An 18,405-nucleotide genomic window follows, 5' to 3' on the forward strand; every position below is an offset into this window, starting at 1 on the left:
AATGCGCGCGCTCGCACTTACGAAGGGTTATGGTGGAAACCCCCCTCGGGCCGGTCCGTCTCCCCCCCCCCACGGACCGGCCCGTTTTTTCTGCCCCGACGCGGGCCCGCCGGCCCGGGGCGCCCCAAGCCCCCTCGGGGCCCGTGGCGCCCTGCCGGGTCAGCTCCGGCCGGCCCAGATGTTCGTACCGGGGGTGGAGACGGCGAAGGAGTCGATTTCGGTCAGCTCCTCGTCCGTCAGCTTCGGCCCGGCGAGCGCCGCCACGTTCTCCTCCAGCTGCTTCACGCTGGACGCGCCGATCAGCGCCGACGTCATCCGCTCGTCCCGCAGCACCCAGTTCAGCGCGAGCTGCGCGAGGGACTGGCCGCGCCGCCCGACGATGTCGTTCAGGCCGTTCAGCCGCCGCACGACCTCGTCGCTCAGCAGATCCGGGTCGAGCGACTTGCCCTGCGTGGCGCGCGAGCCCTCCGGGATGCCCTTCAGGTACTTGCCCGTGAGCAGGCCCTGCGCGAGCGGCACGAAGGAGATGCAGCCCATGCCGGCCGCCTCCAGGGTGTCGAGCAGCCCGTCGTCCTCGGTCCAGCGGTTGATCATCGAGTAGGACGGCTGGTGGATGAGGGCCGGCACGCCCATCTCCTTCAGCAGCCGCGCGGCCTCCGCCGTCTGCTCACTGGTGTACGAGGAGACGCCGACGTACAGCGCCTTGCCCTGCCGCACCGCCGATGCGAGCGCTCCCATCGTCTCCTCGAGCGGAGTCTCCGGGTCGAAACGGTGCGAGTAGAAGATGTCGACGTAATCGACGCCCATCCGCTTCAGGGACGCGTCCAGCGACGACAGCAGGTACTTGCGGCTGCCCCACTCGCCGTACGGGCCGGGGTGCATGAGGTAACCGGCCTTGGTCGAGAGGACCAGCTCGTCCCGGTAGGGGGCGAAGTCCTGCGCGAAGAGCTTGCCGAAGTTCAGCTCGGCCGAGCCGGCCGGCGGCCCGTAGTTGTTCGCCAGGTCGAAGTGCGTGACGCCCAGGTCGAAGGCGCGGCGCAGGATCGCGCGCTGCGAGTCGAGGGTGCGGTCGTCGCCGAAGTTGTGCCACAGGCCCAGCGAGATCGCGGGCAGCTTCAGGCCGCTGCGGCCCGTGCGCCGGTACTCCATGGACTCGTACCGGTCGCCGGAAGCGACGTAGGGAGAAGTGTCGTTCATGGAGAGGAAACTACGTCAGGTCCCTGAACTGCCCTAGCGGGTACCTGACAGCGGGGCGCCCTCGGGGCCCCGGGGGAGGGCGGGAGGGGGCTTTCGCGGGGGTAGGCTTTCGCCCTCGGGGACTGCCGTCTGCACGGAGAGGCTGAGAAAACCGTGAACCTGCGCGACAGGCTGCGCGGCCTGCTGGTCGGGCTGTACGCACGCCGGGTGGAAGGCCATCTGGACCACGACCAGGTGCCCAAGCACATCGGGGTCATCATGGATGGCAACCGGCGCTGGGCGAAGGCCGCCGGATCCACCGCCGCTCAGGGCCACCAGGCGGGCGCCGTCAAGATCGAGGAGTTCCTCGGCTGGTGCAGCGAGACGGACGTCGAGGTCGTCACCCTGTGGCTGCTGTCGACGGACAACTTCGACCGGCCCCAGGAAGAGCTGGTCCCGCTGCTCGCCATCATCGAGGGCGTCGTCCGCTCGCTCGCCACCGACGGCCGCTGGCGCGTGCACCACGTCGGCGCCGCCGACATCCTCCCCTCCGGCATGCAGACCGCCCTCAAGGAGGCCGAGGAGGCCACCGCCGACCGCGACGGGATAGTGGTCAACGTCGCCATCGGCTACGGCGGCCGCCAGGAGATCGCCGACGCCGTCCGCTCGATGCTCCTCGACGCCGCCGAGAAGGGCAGCTCCCTGGAGCAGGTCGCCGACGACGTCACCATCGACCTCATCGGCCGTCACCTCTACACCAGCGCCCAGCCCGACCCCGACCTCGTCATCCGCACCAGCGGCGAGCAGCGCCTGTCCGGGTTCATGCTGTGGCAGACGGCCCACTCCGAGTACTACTTCTGTGACGTCTTCTGGCCCGCGTTCCGCAAGGTCGACTTCCTGCGCGCGATGCGTGACTACGCCGCCCGGCACCGTCGCTTCGGCGGCTGACCCCGCGTCACCGCCCCCGCACCACGGGGCTGGATTCTAAAAGGGTCATCAGGAGTTAACGTACGCGCCGCCCTATGCCGTGGCATGGCTGCGCGTGTTCGAGGGAATAAGCCTTCCAGGTCGGTGTCCGAACCACGGACGCCGGTTCTCAGCGGACGGCACGGGGCCGTCCGCCCGGGAGGCCCTTTGCACCAGGTGGACCGTGCGCAGGTGGGTACGGACGACGACTTGGAGGGCCGGCTCTCGGCCCGCGCTCAGGGGCCGACGACCGGCAGTTCTTGCCCGCCCTTCCGGCCCTGCATTCCCTCCGTCGCTCCCCGACCTCTTCCGAGGGGGTACGTCCTTCCGTGGTGACCAGCAACAAGCGCCACAAGCCAGACCGGCGCACTTATGTTCTCGACACCAGCGTCCTGCTGGCCGATCCGAACGCCATGACCCGATTCGACGAGCACGAAGTGGTGCTGCCCGTCGTTGTGGTCACGGAGTTGGAGGCCAAACGGCATCATCCGGAGCTCGGGTACTTCGCCCGGCAGGCGCTGCGCCTGCTCGACGACTACCGCATCCGCTTCGGACGTCTGGACGCCCCGATCCCCACCGGGGAGCTGGGCGGCACGCTCCGCGTCGAGCTCAACCACTCCGACCCCAGCGTCCTGCCCTCGGGCTACCGCCTCGGGGACAACGACTCACGCATCCTCGCGGTCGCACGCAACCTGCAGGCCGAGGGGTTCGACGTCACGGTCGTATCGAAGGACCTGCCGCTCAGGATCAAGGCGTCCTCGGTCGGCCTCCTCGCGGAGGAGTACCGCGCCGAGCTCGCGATCACCGAGTCCGGCTGGACCGGAATGTCCGAACTGACCCTGCCTGCCGAGCAGGTCGACCTGCTTTTCGAGGAGGACAGCCTCTACGTTCCCGAAGCCGCGGACCTTCCCGTCCACACCGGCCTCACGATCCACTCCGGGCGCGGCAAGGCCCTCGGCCGCGTCACGCCCGAGGGCAACGTGCGCCTGGTGCGCGGCGACCGGGAGGCGTTCGGCCTCAAGGGGCGCAGCGCGGAGCAGCGGATCGCGCTCGATCTGCTCCTCGACCCGGACATCGGCATCGTCTCGATGGGCGGCCGGGCCGGCACCGGCAAGTCGGCGCTCGCCCTCTGCGCGGGCCTTGAGGCCGTGTTGGAGCGGCGCCAGCACAAGAAGGTGATGGTCTTCCGGCCGCTGTATGCGGTCGGCGGGCAGGATCTCGGCTATCTGCCGGGCTCCGAGGCCGAGAAGATGGGGCCGTGGGCGCAGGCCGTCTTCGACACCCTCTCGGCGGTCACCTCGCGCGAGGTCATCGAGGAGGTCACGTCCCGCGGCATGCTGGAGGTGCTGCCGCTCACGCACATCCGCGGCCGGTCGCTGCACGACGCGTTCGTGATCGTGGACGAGGCGCAATCCCTGGAGCGGAACGTCCTGTTGACCGTTCTCTCCCGGATCGGGGCGAACTCGCGTGTCGTCCTCACCCACGATGTCGCCCAGCGCGACAACCTCCGGGTCGGCCGCTACGACGGTGTCGTCGCGGTCGTCGAGAAGCTGAAGGGGCATCCGCTCTTCGCGCACGTCACGCTCACGCGCTCGGAGCGCTCGCAGATCGCGGCCCTCGTGACCGAAATGCTGGAGGACGGCCAGATCTAGGGTAGTTGGCCCCACTTGGCGCCGTCCGGAGAAGCCAGAGAGCTTATCCGGGCGGCGTCTTGGCGCGTGTGCATTTCCGTAAACCCCTTGGGACAAACGGGGTGTGACCTTTCACACGCAACACAGAATTGCCACGCGGCGTACGGATACGGCAGAGTCTCGGTTCCGTCAGGCCCCGCATACGACACTTGCGTACCCCCAGCGGTAAAGCCCCACCGCAGCCCCGGCTGCATCCGAACTTCATAGTGAACGTCGTATGCCGCCCGCGCACCACGTGGCGCTCCCCGAGCGGGAGTTGCCCACCGGGCCCGTGCCTCCCGTGACCCGTCAGTTGGGAGGCCAGTGTTCAGGGGCACGATTGCGTCCGCGAGGGTCACACTCCAGCGGGCGATGCTGGAAGGAAACCGTGTGAGCCGGATCTCGGTCCGGGGATTCGCAGTGGCTTCGGCCACCGCGGTCACCACCGTCGGAGCCGTCGTGGGTGTTGCCTCGGGCAGCACCGCTCAGCCGTCGAACGAGCCTGAGGCCACGGCCGGCGAGGCGACCCTCCTCGCGGACATCCCCGCGGGTCAGCAGGCGCAGGTGCAGACCGCGTCCCTGACTCAGCAGGCGCAGACGCAGGCCATCGCGGCGGACAACGCGGCGCAGAAGACGGCGGAGGAGACGGCCCGCAAGCAGGCCGCCGAGGACGCCATCGCCAAGCAGAAGGACGCCCAGGCCGCGAAGGACAAGGCCGAGAAGGAGGCGAAGCAGCGCGAGGAGGCCAAGAAGGTCGCCAGCCGCTCCGCGACCCGCGACGCCTCCACCTTCTCGACCCAGTCGTCGTACTCCGTCGGCCAGATCCAGGCGATGGCACGTCAGATGGTGCCCTCCGGTCAGTTCCAGTGCTTCAGCAACATCGTGAACCACGAGTCCAGCTGGAACTACCGGGCGTCCAACGCGTCCTCCGGCGCCTACGGCCTCTTCCAGGCTCTGCCCGCGTCCAAGTACTCCTCCGCGGGCGCCGACTGGCAGACCAACCCGGCCACCCAGATCAAGTGGGGCCTCAACTACATGGACGGCCGCTACGGCAGCCCGTGCGAGGCATGGTCGTTCTGGCAGGCCAACCACTGGTACTGAGCAGCACACCGCTCAACCTCGCGGAGCCCTTCACCGTCCTATGGTGAGGGGCTCCTGCCGTGCCCCGATGTACCGTCTTGGTCCACAGGCTCCGGGGGGAGTGGTGAGAGCGCACGGGGGAAAGGGACGGATCATGGAGCGTGTGCCAGGCTGGCTCGGCAGAGTCGGCGCGGGAATCAGCAAGGTGGGCGAGCGCTTGGACGAGCGGCGCGCCGAGGCACGGTCCGAGGAGTCGGCCGCCGACGACTCGCACGAACACGAGCACGTGCCGCCGCCGCCCGCGTACGCGCCGGCCGTGGCGCCCCGGCCCGAGCCGGCCGCCGCCGTGCCCTGGGGACTGCGGGTCGCCGCGGAAGCGGCCTGGCGCCTCCTCGTACTCGCCGGCATGCTCTGGGTCCTGATGAAGATCATCAGCTCGGTGCAGCTGGTGATCTTCGCGTTCGTCGCGGCGCTGCTGATCACCGCGCTGCTCCAGCCCACCGTGGCCCGGCTGCGCCGGCACGGCGTCCCCAGGGGGCTCGCGACAGCCCTCACCGCCATCCTCGGCTTCGTCATCATGGGGCTCGTCGGCTGGTTCGTGGTCTGGCAGGTCCAGGAGAACATCGACGCGCTGTCCGACCAGGTCCAGGACGGCATCGACGATCTGCGCAAGTGGCTCCTCAACAGCCCGTTCCACGTGACCGAGGGCCAGATCAACGACATCGCGAAGTCGCTGCGCGACGCCGTCGGGGCGAACACCGACGAGATCACCTCGGCGGGCCTCGAAGGCGTCACCGTCATCGTCGAGGCGATGACCGGCATCCTCCTCGCGATGTTCTCGACGCTCTTCCTGCTCTACGACGGCAAGCGCATCTGGGAGTGGACGCTCAAGCTGTTCCCGGCGCAGGCGCGGCCCGGGATCGCCGGGGCCGGACCGAGGGCGTGGCGCACGCTGACCGCGTACGTCCGGGGGACGGTGATAGTCGCCCTGATCGACGCCATCTTCATCGGCCTCGGCATCTTCTTCCTCGGCGTGCCGATGGCGGTGCCGCTCGCCGTCTTCATCTTCCTGTTCGCGTTCATCCCGCTGGTGGGCGCCGTCGTCTCCGGCGCGCTCGCGGTGGTCGTGGCGCTGGTGACCCAGGGCGTGTTCACGGCAGTGATGGTGCTGGCGGTCGTCCTCGCCGTCCAGCAGATCGAGGGGCACATCCTGCAGCCGTTCATCCTCGGCCGCGCGGTGCGGGTGCACCCGCTGGCCGTGGTGCTGTCCGTCGCGGCCGGCGGAATGGTCTCCGGGATCGGGGGCGCGGTGGTGGCGGTGCCCCTGGTCGCCGTCACCAACACGGTCGTCGTGTACCTGCGCGCATGGTCGCAGGAGGCGGCGATGCGCCACGCCCCGGCGCCGCACGGCGCGACAGCGGTGGACGTGGCCCCGGTCGATCCGCCGAAGGCCGACCCCGCCGACTCGGGCCCGGCCGACTCGGGCACCTCAGACTCGGGTCCCTCCGGCTCCGGTCCCTCCGGCTCGGGCCTCTCCGGCAACTGAGGGACGGGGCCGGGGCGGAGCCTCGTGACATGAGTGAAGGGGGCCGGATCAGATCCGGCCCCCTTCACTCATGGGACGTGTTACGCCAGCGCGTCTTCTGCGTCCAGCGTGACCGCGACCGCCTGGATCACCGAGGCGATCTTGAAAGCTTCCTGGACGACCTCGCGGGAGACGTCCGCCTTGCGGAGCACCTGCTCGTGCGAGTCGAGGCACATGCCGCAGCCGTTGATCGCGGAGACCGCGAACGACCACAGCTCGAAGTCGACCTTGTCGACGCCCGGGTTGCCGATGACGTTCATCCGCAGGCCCGCGCGCATCGTCCCGTACTCGGAGTCCGAGAGCAGGTGACGCGTGCGGTAGAAGACGTTGTTCATCGACATGATGGCGGCGGCCGACTTGGCGGCCGTGTACGCCTCGGGCGACAGGTTCGCCTTCGCCTCGGGCTCCAGCTCGCGCAGGACGCGCGGGGAGCGGGCGGCGATGGCGGTGGCCAGGACCGTGCCCCACAGCTGCTGCTGCGGGAGGTCCGAGTTGCCGATGACCGAGCCCAGGTTGAGCTTCAGGTCCTTGGCGTAGTCCGGTATGGCGGACTTCAGTTCGTCGAGTGCCATGTCAGTAGCCTTCCGTTCACTCGCCCGAGAGGAGCGCGACCGGGTCGAGGGTCTCGTCGCCCTGGGTCCAGTTGCAGGGGCAGAGCTCGTCGGTCTGCAGGGCGTCGAGGACCCGGAGGACCTCCTTGGGGTTACGGCCCACGGAACCGGCGGTCACCATCGTGAACTGGATCTCGTTGTTCTGGTCGACGATGAAGACGGCGCGCTGCGCGAAGCCGTCCTCGCCCTCGATGCCGAGGTCACGCATGAGCTCGTGCTTGGAGTCGGCCAGCATCGGGAAGGGCAGGTCCGTCAGGTCCGGGTGGTCCTTGCGCCAGGCGTGGTGCACGAACTCGGAGTCACCGGAGAAGCCGAGGATCTGGGCGTCACGGTCGGCGAACTCCTCGTTCAGCTTGCCGAACGCGGCGATCTCGGTCGGGCACACGAAGGTGAAGTCCTTGGGCCACGCGAAGACGATCTTCCACTTGCCCTCGTACGTCTTGTGGTTGATCTGCTCGAACTCCGAGCCCTTCTCCAGGGAGACACAGGCGGTCAGGTCGAACTCGGGGAACTTGTCACCGACAGTGAGCACACGCTCTCCTTGCAGCGGGGAACATCCCTTTTGAGGACGTTTCCATGGGTTGGACTGCTGAAGATCGTGGCACAGAGTGCATTGATTACGGAAATAGCTAGACTCGGTCGTGTTGATCGGAGGTGGCTATCAGTGGCCGTACAGAACGGAACGCCCGCCGGGGCCCGGAAGAGGCTGCCGAGCCTGGCGCAGCTGCGGGCGTTCGCCGCGGTCGCGGAGCACCTGCACTTCCGGGACGCGGCGGCCGCGATAGGGATGAGCCAGCCCGCCCTGTCCGGCGCGGTCGCCACCCTGGAGGAGACACTCGGTGTCACCCTCATCGAGCGTACGACGAGAAAAGTACTGCTCTCGCCGGCCGGTGAGCGGATGGCCGTGCGGGCCAGGGCCGTGCTCGACGAGGTCGGCGCGCTCATGGAGGAGGCCGAGGCGGTACGGGCGCCGTTCACCGGCGTGCTGCGGCTCGGGGTGATCCCGACCGTCGCGCCCTATCTGCTGCCGACCGTGCTGCGGCTGGTCCACGAGGCGTACCCGGAGCTGGACCTCCAGGTGCACGAGGAGCAGACCTCCTCCCTCGTCGAGGGGCTGACGGCCGGGCGGCTCGACCTGCTGCTGCTCGCCGTCCCGCTCGGCGTGCCCGGCGTCACCGAACTCCCGCTGTTCGACGAGGACTTCGTGCTCGTCACCCCGCTCGACCACTGGCTCGGCGGGCGCGAGGGAATCCCGCGCGAGGCGCTGCGCGAGCTGAATCTGCTGCTGCTCGACGAGGGGCACTGTCTGCGGGACCAGGCGCTGGACATCTGCCGGGAGGCGGGCCGTGGTGACGCACCCGTCACCACGACCGCCGCCGGACTCTCCACGCTCGTCCAACTCGTCGCCGGTGGCCTGGGGGTGACGCTCCTGCCGCGGACGGCCGTCTCCGTGGAGACCAGCCGCAGCAGCCAACTGCTCACCGGGTACTTCGCCGAGCCCGCCCCCACCCGGCGCGTCGCCCTCGCGATGCGGGCGGGGGCCGCGCGCGCGGAGGAGTACGAGGAGCTGGCCGGGGCCCTGCGAAGTGCCTTGTCGGGGCTGCCTGTCCGGGTGACCAGGGGCTGAGCCGCCGACGGGCCCCGGCGGGTCACTCGGTGCGCAGACCGTCCGCCCGCATCAGCCGCCACAGCGGCGGCATGCTCAGCAGGGTCACCACCGCGATCGCCGCCGCGCCCACACCCGCGAGGGGCAGGAACAGCAGCCAGTCCGTGACGGGCTTGCCGACCATGCGCAGCATCAGCCGGCCCAGGACCAGGCCGCCGCCGATCGCCACCGTCATGCCGAGGACCACCGGGATCGCCGTCTGCCACAGCACCGACCAGGCGAGCGTCGAACGCCGGGTGCCGTAGGCGACCAGGACCGACAACAGGCGCTTGCGATCCCGGAGCTGCTCGATCTGCGAGACCAGCATGGAAGCCGCGATCAGCGTCATCGTCAGGGCCGCCGCCGAGAACAGGCCCCGGCGGATGCTCGCGTACTCCGAGTCGCGCTCGACCAGCCGGTAGCTCCACACCCGCATACCCGGGTCGAGCCGGAACGCGGTGTTGCGTACGTACTCGGCGCCGTCCGGCACCGACTCGTCGATCTGGATCTGCGCGGAGGTCGTGGCGTTCGTCAGGTGCCGTACGTCCAGGGCGGCGGGGGTGGCGAGGATGCCCCCGAACATGTTGCCCCCCGGGTCGCGCCGCGCCTTCACCAGCCGCGCGTCACGGGGCAGCGTCCAGTTCTGGGACTGCGTGTCACCGATGGCCAGCCGGGCGCCTGGCCGGCCGATACGCGCCAACTGCGCGTCGCCCTCGGCGTACTGGGACCCGGTAACGCGGAAGACGTCACCGTCCCGGCACGACGGCAGCTTCGCCAGTGCGCGCAGCGTGGAGCAGGAGCCGACGGAGAGCGAGACGCTCTCCGCGCTCTCGGCGTTCGGGTCGGCGCCCGCGGGGCTCACCCAGGTCTCCACGGTGCCGATCACCGACCGGACGCTCCTGGTCGTCCCGAACTCCCGCACCATCCGCTCGGCCAACTCCCCGCTGGCGACGCTGGTGCTCACCCCGATCTGGGCCCGCTGGGGGTCCTGGCCGGTCGTCCTGGCGAAGTCGTCGTCGATGCCGACGGTGAACATCTGCAGGGCGATGCCGCCCGCCACCGCGATGGTGATACCGGCGACCGCACGGCTCGCCCCGTTGCTGCTCAACTGGAGCCTGCGCACCGCGAGCTGCCACGGCACCGGGCCACCGCGCAGCCGGTTCACGGCCGCCTCCACCACCCAGGGCATCACGAGCACCAGACCGAGCAGCACCAGGGCGATGCCCGCCGTGATCCGCACGATGCCCAGGGTGTTCTCCGCGTCAGAGGACCCCGACAGGAACAGGAGCAGCGCGCCGAGGACCGGCACGGGCAGCCGCCACCACAGGCGCCGGCCCCGGGTGCGTCTGCTGCGCACGACGCCCAGGGGCTCGATCGCCACCGAGCGGAGCGCGAACACCGTGACGGCGACCGCCGCGACCGGCACGGCCAGCAGGATCAGCACACCGAGCGCGGGCACCGGCGACAGGTCGGAGGGGAACGCCGAGAGCCGCCAGATCTTCACCACGCCCAGCAACTGGCGCGCGGCCAGGAAGAGGACGGCGCCGACGGCGAGCCCGACCAGCGTGCCGAACAGCGCCTCGCCCGCCGCCATCCGGCGGGTCATCCGCGCGTCCGCGCCGACCAGGCGCAGCGCGGCCAGGCGCCGGTCGCGCCGCTCCCCGCCGAACCGGACGGCCGTCGCGATGAAGATGGCGACCGGCACCAGCAGCACGACGCAGGCCAGGACGATGAGCACGATGAGGATGGGGTCCATCGGCTCGTTCGCGTACTCCATCCCGAAGTGGTCGACCCGGGTGGCGTTGCGGTCCGTGCTCAGCGTGTCGTTGCCGACGTACAGATACTGCTCGAAGGGGTCGTCAAGACCCGCGTCGTGGATCGTGCCCACGATGCGGTAGGGGTAGCGCTCCTTGAGGAGCTTGTTGCCGGGGTCGTCGAGCGCCTTGCGCAGGGCGGCCGAGACCACCATCTCGCCGGGGCCCGGCAGCTTGTCGACGCCGGGCGGCAGCGGCGGGTGCTGCCCTTCGGGGCGCACCAGATAGCCGCCGACGGTGCTGTCCCGGAACTCGGAGGACGCGTCCAGGGTGAGCATCGTGCGGTCGCCGCGTGCGAGCTGTCCGTCCATGCCGACGCCCAGCTGGCGGGCGTCCCCGCGCACATCGCGCTGGTGCAGCATGGTCGGCACGGACGCCGCGCCCAGTAGCAGGGCCACCCCGAGGCCGACGCCGAGCGCGGTGAGCAGCGTACGGATCCAGCCCTCGCGGCCGCCCGAGACGGCGAAGCGGATACCGAGGCCGAGGTCGCGCAGCCAGCCCGACGGGCCCGTCGGCGCGGCGGCGGAGGGCGCCGCCGTGGTCTTCTCGCGGTCGTCCAGAAGCGTCATCGGGCGAACTCCATGTCCCGCGACTTGCCGTCCCGCACGACGATCTCGCGGTCCGAGTAGGCGGCGACCCGCGTCTCGTGGGTGACCAGGACGACCGCGGTGTTCGAGCCGCGGGCCGCGTCCGTGAGCAGCTCCATCACGCGCTCCCCGTTGAGCGAGTCCAGGGCGCCGGTCGGCTCGTCGGCGAAGAGCACGCGCGGGTTGGTGACCAGGGAGCGGGCCACGGCGACGCGCTGGCCCTGGCCGCCGGAGATCTCGCCGGGCCGCTTGCCCGCGAGGCCCTCGACCTCCAGGCGCTCCAGCCACCCGGTCGCCCGGCGCTCGGCCTCCTTGCGCTTGACACCGGTCAGCCGCAGCGGAAGCGCCACGTTCTCGACGCAGGTCAGCTCGGGCACCAGCTGGCCGAACTGGAAGACGAAGCCGAACTCGGTGCGGCGCAGGGCGCTGCGCTCCCGGTCGGAGAGGGCGGTCAGGTCGCGGCCGTCGTAGGTGATCGTCCCGGAGTCCGGGGTGACGATGCCCGCGAGGCAGTGCAGCAGCGTCGACTTGCCCGAACCCGAGGGGCCCATGACGGCGACGATCTCCCCGGGGTGGATGGTGAACGCGGCGCCGTCGAGGGCGGGGGTGGGCCCGTACGCCTTGTGCAGGTCGTGGGCGGTGAGAAGGGATCCGGCGGGAGTCATGACGGGCGCACCTCCGCGGCGAGTCTGTCGAGGCGCGCGGCGGTCAGTTCCAGCCAGCGCAGGTCGGCTTCCAGGTGGAACAGGGCGTGGTCGCAGATCAGCTGGTCGGCGAGGTCGCCCTTGCGCTTGCGGTCCGTGAGGATGCGCATCAGGCGCAGGTGCTCGGCGCGCTGGCTGTCGAGGATCTCCGCGGCGTCGCGCTCGGTGAGCAGCGCCAGGACGATCTTGGTGTAGAGGGTCGACTGGAGGTACGGCTCCGGCTTCTCCGGGGTCGCGAGCCACTGGCGCACGTCCGTGATGCCGGCGTCGGTGATGGCGTACCGCTTGCGCTCGGGGCCGCCGCCGGCCTCTACCCCGTCGACCTCGACGAGACCGTTCTTCAGGAGGCGGGACATGGTCGAGTAGACCTGCCCGTAGTGCAGGGGCTTGTCGTGCCCGAACGTCTCGTCGAAGGTGCGCTTCAGGTCGTAGCCGTGGCGGGGTCCGGATTCCAGGAGCCCGAGAAGGGTGTGGCCGATGGACATGGGAAGCACTGTACACCGTGTGTATACCCGGTGTGTATAGCGATCTGAGCTGCTTCGCCGAGCGGGTGCGTCGTCGGCTGCCGGCCCTGGGGGCTGGTCGCGCGGTTCCCTTCGCGGGCGCGGGGAAGTGCGCGACCAGCCGCGCTCATCGGTCGGCCGCTGTCCCGCCCTCGTCACCCGAGTCGCGGGGCGGCCGACCCCGCCGGGGGATGGGGCCCGCCGAGCCCGGGAGCCGGCCCGCCTCGGCGAGAGCCCTGCGCAGGACGAACTCGATCTGCGCGTTCGCGGAGCGCAGCTCGTCCCCGGCCCACCGGGCCAGCGCCTCGTACACCGCGGGGTCGAGCCGCAGCAGTACCTGCTTGCGGGGCGGAGGAGGCGGCGGGGTCACTGGTAGAGCGTCCCCGTGTTGAGGACGGGCTGCGCGGCACGGTCGCCACAGAGCACGACCAGCAGGTTGCTCACCATCGCGGCCTTGCGCTCCTCGTCCAGCGCCACGAAGTCCTGCTCCGCGATCCGGGCGAGCGCGTCCTCGACCATGCCGACCGCGCCGTCGACGATCAGCCGGCGGGCCGCGACCACGGCGCCGGCCTGCTGCCGCTGGAGCATCGCCGAGGCGATCTCGGGCGCGTAGGCGAGGTGCGTGAAGCGGGACTCGATGATCTGCACGCCCGCGGCCTCGACGCGCGCGTGCAGCTCGACCGCGAGCTTCTCGGTGATCTCCTCGGCGTTGCCGCGCAGCGAGAGCCCGCCCTCGTCGTGCGCGTCGTAGGGGTACTCGATGGCGATGTGCCGCACGGCCGCCTCGGTCTGCGTGGAGACGAACTCCAGGAAGTCGTCGACCTCGAACCTGGCCTGCGCGGTGTCCTCGACCTTCCAGACGACGACCGCGGCGAGCTCGATGGGGTTGCCGTACGCGTCGTTGACCTTGAGGACGGCCGTCTCGTGGTTGCGTACGCGCGTCGAGATCCTGGTGCGCGAGGTGAGCGGGTTGACCCAGCGCAGACCGTCCTCGCGGATCGTGCCCCGGTAGCGGCCGAAGAGCTGGACGACGCGGGCCTCGCCCGGCGCCACCATGTTCAGCCCGCCCATCGCGAAGAGCGACGCGAGCGCGACGAGGATGCCGACGGCGATCAGCACCGCCTGCACCGCGCCGCTCGTCGAGGTGAGCGTGGCGCCGACGGCGACCAGGGCCACGCCGATCGTCAGTCCGATCAGACCGAGCAGCAGCGCGAGCCCGCCGCCGATGCTGTGCGCGGTGAACTCGCGCACACGCGCCTTCGGCATCGTCGGTACGTCTGGTGTGGCGTCGGTCTCGGACATGACGGCCCCCTCCTGTGTGAGCTGGGGATTCGTGGCCGGTATGGCACGAACCCTGCCTAGCAAAGTGATATCACTTTAAGCGGTGTGGCAACCATACGCACCCCTGGATCGTCGGTTCCCATGGGGTAGGTGCTGATTGTCACGTCCGGAAATGACCGGATCGGCAGGGTTTTGCCTTAACTCGCGGTGTTAGTTTCATGAGCTGATTCGGCACGGAAGTGCACGGAAACGAGTCCTGGTCACGAACGAGAAGCGGAGCAACTGAGGTCATGGGCCGAGCGGATGCGAGAAAAGCGCGCAAGCGCGCGGCGCGGCCGTCAGGCATACGCCGCTTCTTCACCTGGAAGAAGCTCCTGGGGGCGTTCTTCGGGGTCGTTCTACTGGTCATGGGCGCGTTCGTCGTGCTCTACATGGTGATCGATGTGCCCGAGGGCAACCCCGACGCCAAGCTGCAGAGCAACGTCTACAAGTACAGCGACGGCTCCACCATGGCCCGCACCGGCCAGGTCAACCGCGAGATCGTCGACCTTTCCGAGGTCCCCAAGGGGGTCCAGGAGTCCTTCGTCGCCGCCGAGAACAAGACGTTCTACAAGGACAAGGGCATCGACCTGAAGGGCACCACGCGCGGTGTCCTCAACACGGTCACCGGCAAGGGCAAGCAGGGTGGCTCGACCATCACCCAGCAGTACGTGAAGAACTACTACCTCACGCAGGACCAGACCGTCACGCGCAAGCTGAAGGAACTGGTCATCTCGCTCAAGGTCGACCGCAAGAAGTCCAAGGACGACATCCTCGCGGGCTACATCAACACCAGCTTCTACGGCCGCAGCTCGTGGGGCATCCAGGCCGCGGCGCAGGCGTACTACAACGTCGACGCCTCGAAGCTCTCCGTCGAGCAGGGCGCCTACCTCGCGGCGCTCCTCCAGGCCCCGAACCAGTACGACTGGGCGATAGCCTCCGACACCGGCAAGGCACTGGCCAAGCAGCGCTGGAACTACGTCCTGGACAACATGGTCGACATGCACTGGCTCGGCGCGAGCGAGCGCCGGGGCATGGAGTTCCCCGTGCCGAAGGAGCCGAAGGCCGCGGCCGGGCTCCAGGGCCAGGAGGGCTACCTCTACCAGGCGGCGAAGGAGGAGGTGAAGAAGCAGCTCGACCTCACCGACGAGCAGTTCGACGCGGGCGGCTACACGGTCACCCTCAACATCGACCGCAAGAAGCAGAAGCAGCTGGAGAAGTCGGTCAGGCAGCAGCTGACGGACAAGCTGGACCCCAAGGGCAGCAAGACCGACGCCGATGTGCAGGCCGGAGCCGTCTCGGTCGACCCGAAGACCGGCAAGATCCTGGCCATGTACGGCGGCACGGGCATCGACAAGCACTGGGTCAACAACGCGTCGCGCGCCGACTACCAGCCCGCCTCCACCTTCAAGCCGATCATTCTCGCGGCCGCCCTGGAGAGCAACGCCAAGACGCAGACCGGCCAGTCGATCAAGGCGAGCACCATCTACGACGGGACGAACAAGCGCCCGGTCGTCGCCGACGGCAAGAAGGTCGGTTTCGCGCCGCCGAACGAGGACGAGCGGAGCTACGGCCCGGTCTCCGTGCAGACCGCGATGAACAAGTCCATCAACTCCGTCTTCGCGCAGATGGGCGCCGACGTCGGCATGGAACAGGTCATGGAGACCGCCAAGCAGCTCGGCATGGCGGACGGGGACCTCAAGCCGTACGCGGCACAGACCCTCGGCACCATGGGCGCGAGCCCGCTGGAGATGGCCGGCGTCTACGCCACCCTCGACAACCACGGCAAGCAGGTCACCCCGCAGATCGTGAAGGCGGTCGCCAAGCAGGGCCAGCCCGTCGAACTGGGGAAGGCGATCGGCAAGCAGGTGATCAGCCGCGGCGCCGCCGACTCCGTCACCTCGGTGCTGACCGGCGTGGTCGACGACGGCACGGCGCGCGAGTCGGTGCGCAACAACCCGGCGCGCGACGGTCAGAAGGTCGCGGGCAAGACGGGTACCTCCGACTGCAACCGGTCGGCCTGGTTCACCGGCTACACGCCGGACCTGGTCACCTCGGTGGGGCTGTTCGGTGAAGCGGCCAAGGCGACCACGCTGGAGTGCGACGACACGACGACGAAGGTCGGCAAGGGCGGCCAGGTCTCGCTGTCGGGCGCCGCCGACGGCGGCCGCGTGAACGGTGGCGGCTTCCCGGCGCAGATCTGGGCCCAGTACACCTTCAACTCCTCCAGCACCTCGGCCAAGTTCGACCTCGACACCGACATGGGCGCGGGCGTCGCACCCACGAGGACGGCGCCGCCCACCCCGACGCAGCCGCCCACGACCCCGTCCACGCCGAGCCACAAGCCGTCCTCGACGCCGCCCCCGTCGTCCCCGACGACGCCGTCCGACACCCCGACGACCACGCCGCCGTCGGACGAACCGTCGAACACCCCGACGACGCCGACCACCCCGGCCTCGCCGACCTGGGGCATCCCGGAGAACCCGGCGGACGGCAACGCCGACGACGGCAGAGGCGACGACTAGCGCAGCCCGAGGGCGGGCGCTCAGTCCCCGATCGGGACGGAGTCGCCCGCCGGCCGCGCCAGCTCGAACCAGACCACCTTCCCGGTGCTCAGGCGCGTCGCCCCCCACCGCCTGGCCAGCCGGTTCACCAGGAACAGGCCGCGCCCGCCCTCGTCGGTGGCCCGGGCCTGACGCTGCCGCGGCAGCTGCGGTACGTCGTCGCCGACCTCGCAGCGCAGCACATCCGTACGGAGCAGACGCAACGTCACCGGCCGCGAGGCGTACCGCACCGCGTTGGTGACGACCTCGCTCACCAGCAGCTCCACGGAGTCCGTCATCTCCTCGAGTCCCCAGCGGGCCAGGGCGCTGCGGGCGAGACGGCGGGCCCGGCCGGGCGCCGCGTCCTCCGGCTCCAGGAACCAGTACGCCACGTCGCTCGGCGCGATCCCGTCGAAGCGGGCGGCGAGCAGCGCGATGTCGTCGTCCCGGTCGCCGGGACCGAGCATGTCGAGGACGTCGTCGCAGAGCGCCTCCAGCGGCGGCGAATGGTCCGGGCCGGTCAGCTGCGCGGTCGCGGCGAGCCGCTCGCGCAGCTGCTCTATACCGGTCCACACGTCCCGCAGCCGCGACTCGACCAGCCCGTCGGTGTACAGGAGCAGCGTGGCACCGGCCGGGGCGTCCAGCTCGACCGCCTCGAAGTCGACGCCGCCCACACCGATCGGCGCCCCCGGCGGGACGCGCAGCACCTCGGCGCGGCCGCCCAGATGCAGCAGCACGGGCGGCGGATGCCCGGCGTTGGCGATGGTGATGCGGTGCGCGACCGGGTCGTAGACGGCGTACAGGCACGTCGCCATGCGGTCCGTGCCGAGCCGCTGCGCCTGCTCGTCGAGGTGGTGCAGCACCTCCTGCGGCGGCAGGTCGAGCCCGGCCAGCGTCTGCGCGGTCGTGCGCAGCTGGCCCATGATCGCGGCCGAGGTCATGGAGTGCCCCATGACGTCCCCGACGACCAGCGCGACCCGGCTTCCCGGCAACGGGATCGCGTCGTACCAGTCGCCACCGACCCGCGCCGTCTCCGCCGCCGGCAGATAGCGCGAGGCGAGCCGTACCCCGGTCGGGTGCGGCAGTGTCTCGGGGAGCATCGTGCGCTGCAACTCGTCGGCGATGTACGCCTCGCGCCCGTACAGCACCGCCTTGTCGATGCCCAGCGCGCTGTGCGTGGCCAGCTGCCCGGCCACCAGCAGATCGTCGGCGTCGAACGCGGCCCGGTTCGGATGGCGCAGGAAGACCGCCGCGCCGATCACCCGGCGTCGCCCGCGCAGCGGCGCCAGGATCGCGCGACGGCCCATCGGCACCGCCCGGTCGCCGCCCAGCAGTTCGGGCAGTGCGGCGAGCGCGGCCGGTGAGTCCGCGAAGACGGGACGGACCCCGCGCAGCACCTCGGCGAGCGCACCGCCGGCCCGCACCTCGCACAACTCCGCGCTGTCCGGCGCCAGTTCGATCGGCGGGACGATGACGGTCGCCGCCGGGACGCCGCCCGACTCCGTGTCGTCGACGGCGTCGGGGATCCGGTCGGTGCGGCGCAGTCGCAGCACCATCGGGCCGGTCGGGCGCTCGTCGCCGACCGGCAGCGGCTCACGCAGATAGACGAGTATCGCGTCGGAGAACGTCGGCACCGTCGCCCGGCACAGACCCATCACGATCTCGTCGAGGTCGATCCCGCGCGCGATCCGCCGGGTCGCCGCCCCGACGAAGCGCAGCCGGTCACCGTCGCGGCGCATCGCCGTCGGCTGTCCGGTCGGACGCGGCTGTCCGGAACGCCGCTCCCCGCCGTCCGGCGGCCCCGAGGGACGCACCGGCTCGGGCGAGGGCGACTGCGGCTGCGAGTGCTCCGCGTCCGCGGCGGCGGGGGAACGGCGCGGCTGTTGCGGCAAGCCGTCGCCGACCGGGGCCGCGGAGGCCTGCGGGGCACGCCTGAGGGCCCCGCGAGGATCGGCGGGGCGGGCCGCCGCGGTGTGGTGGCGGCCTTCGTGGGAGGTCGGGTACTCCGTCACGCGTGTCGAATCCGTCCGTCCGGGGCTGCGCGCCGTGTCACTGGCCAGTGCGCCGGCAGTTGAGGAACAGCAGGTGCTCGGTCGGGGCGTCGGCGCTCGCGGGAGCGTACGCCTACGTCTCCTCCCCGGTGTTCTCGCAGTTCTCGCAGTTCTCGCAGTTGTCGCGGTTCTCGCAGTTCATGAAGGGCT

General features: G+C 70.4%; 15 protein-coding genes. 6 read left to right on the plus strand and 9 right to left on the minus strand.

Features of this window, described 5'->3' with window-relative positions; all coding sequences use genetic code 11:
• Positions 1 to 159 precede the first annotated feature (159 nt).
• Complete coding sequence (gene mgrA / locus ACZ45E_RS13815) at positions 160 to 1,197, minus strand: L-glyceraldehyde 3-phosphate reductase (RefSeq protein ID WP_468220313.1); 1,038 nt, start codon at positions 1,195 to 1,197, stop codon at positions 160 to 162.
• A 153-nt stretch (positions 1,198 to 1,350) separates the two neighbouring features.
• On the opposite strand from mgrA, the gene ACZ45E_RS13820 reads away from it, so the two are divergent.
• From ACZ45E_RS13820 to ACZ45E_RS13835, 4 genes are all read left to right on the plus strand, one after another.
• Positions 1,351 to 2,124 (plus strand): isoprenyl transferase, encoded by a 774-nt coding sequence (locus ACZ45E_RS13820; RefSeq protein WP_468220316.1) that lies wholly within the window; start codon positions 1,351 to 1,353, stop codon positions 2,122 to 2,124.
• A 347-nt stretch (positions 2,125 to 2,471) separates the two neighbouring features.
• Positions 2,472 to 3,794: a PhoH family protein gene (locus ACZ45E_RS13825; RefSeq protein ID WP_468220318.1), complete on the plus strand. Its 1,323-nt coding sequence runs from the start codon at positions 2,472 to 2,474 to the stop codon at positions 3,792 to 3,794.
• Between the two features lie 408 nt (positions 3,795 to 4,202).
• Positions 4,203 to 4,913 (plus strand): aggregation-promoting factor C-terminal-like domain-containing protein, encoded by a 711-nt coding sequence (locus ACZ45E_RS13830; RefSeq protein ID WP_468220321.1) that lies wholly within the window; start codon positions 4,203 to 4,205, stop codon positions 4,911 to 4,913.
• A gap of 133 nt (positions 4,914 to 5,046) precedes the next feature.
• A complete protein-coding gene (locus ACZ45E_RS13835) occupies positions 5,047 to 6,438 on the plus strand; it encodes an AI-2E family transporter (protein ID WP_468220323.1) in 1,392 nt (463 codons plus the stop codon).
• Positions 6,439 to 6,518: 80 nt separating this feature from the next.
• Here the strand turns inward: ACZ45E_RS13835 and ACZ45E_RS13840 are convergent, their stop codons facing one another.
• Positions 6,519 to 7,049, minus strand: coding sequence for an alkyl hydroperoxide reductase (locus ACZ45E_RS13840; RefSeq protein WP_468220325.1), 531 nt, complete (start codon positions 7,047 to 7,049; stop codon positions 6,519 to 6,521).
• Between the two features lie 16 nt (positions 7,050 to 7,065).
• Positions 7,066 to 7,620: a peroxiredoxin gene (locus ACZ45E_RS13845; RefSeq protein ID WP_468220327.1), complete on the minus strand. Its 555-nt coding sequence runs from the start codon at positions 7,618 to 7,620 to the stop codon at positions 7,066 to 7,068.
• Between the two features lie 132 nt (positions 7,621 to 7,752).
• Here ACZ45E_RS13845 and ACZ45E_RS13850 point away from each other — a divergent pair, with 132 nt between their 5' ends.
• On the plus strand, positions 7,753 to 8,715 hold the full coding sequence (locus ACZ45E_RS13850; RefSeq protein WP_468220329.1) for a hydrogen peroxide-inducible genes activator: 963 nt from the start codon (positions 7,753 to 7,755) through the stop codon (positions 8,713 to 8,715).
• Between the two features lie 22 nt (positions 8,716 to 8,737).
• Here ACZ45E_RS13850 and ACZ45E_RS13855 read toward each other — a convergent pair whose 3' ends face one another.
• The 5 genes from ACZ45E_RS13855 to ACZ45E_RS13875 form a co-directional block, all read right to left on the minus strand.
• Positions 8,738 to 11,116 (minus strand): FtsX-like permease family protein, encoded by a 2,379-nt coding sequence (locus ACZ45E_RS13855; protein ID WP_468220331.1) that lies wholly within the window; start codon positions 11,114 to 11,116, stop codon positions 8,738 to 8,740.
• On the minus strand, positions 11,113 to 11,799 hold the full coding sequence (locus tag ACZ45E_RS13860; RefSeq protein WP_468220333.1) for an ABC transporter ATP-binding protein: 687 nt from the start codon (positions 11,797 to 11,799) through the stop codon (positions 11,113 to 11,115). The genes ACZ45E_RS13855 and ACZ45E_RS13860 overlap by 4 nt, the downstream gene beginning before the upstream one ends.
• On the minus strand, positions 11,796 to 12,323 hold the full coding sequence (locus ACZ45E_RS13865) for a PadR family transcriptional regulator (protein ID WP_468220336.1): 528 nt from the start codon (positions 12,321 to 12,323) through the stop codon (positions 11,796 to 11,798). Before ACZ45E_RS13865 ends, ACZ45E_RS13860 begins: the two co-directional genes overlap by 4 nt.
• A 145-nt stretch (positions 12,324 to 12,468) precedes the next feature.
• A complete protein-coding gene (locus ACZ45E_RS13870; RefSeq protein WP_468220338.1) occupies positions 12,469 to 12,711 on the minus strand; it encodes a type II toxin-antitoxin system antitoxin in 243 nt (80 codons plus the stop codon).
• Positions 12,708 to 13,643, minus strand: a complete 936-nt coding sequence (locus tag ACZ45E_RS13875) for an SPFH domain-containing protein (RefSeq protein WP_468220339.1) — start codon at positions 13,641 to 13,643, stop codon at positions 12,708 to 12,710. The genes ACZ45E_RS13870 and ACZ45E_RS13875 overlap by 4 nt, the downstream gene beginning before the upstream one ends.
• Positions 13,644 to 13,912: 269 nt before the next feature.
• Between ACZ45E_RS13875 and ACZ45E_RS13880 the strand changes: the two genes are divergently transcribed.
• Positions 13,913 to 16,186 carry a transglycosylase domain-containing protein gene (locus tag ACZ45E_RS13880; protein ID WP_468220342.1) on the plus strand — a complete coding sequence of 758 codons (2,274 nt, stop codon included), beginning with the start codon at positions 13,913 to 13,915 and terminating at the stop codon, positions 16,184 to 16,186.
• 20 nt (positions 16,187 to 16,206) lie between these two features.
• Here ACZ45E_RS13880 and ACZ45E_RS13885 read toward each other — a convergent pair whose 3' ends face one another.
• Complete coding sequence (locus ACZ45E_RS13885) at positions 16,207 to 18,216, minus strand: ATP-binding SpoIIE family protein phosphatase (RefSeq protein WP_468220344.1); 2,010 nt, start codon at positions 18,214 to 18,216, stop codon at positions 16,207 to 16,209.
• Positions 18,217 to 18,405 lie beyond the last annotated feature (189 nt).

This window comes from Streptomyces sp. NPDC030991, assembly GCF_055571235.1.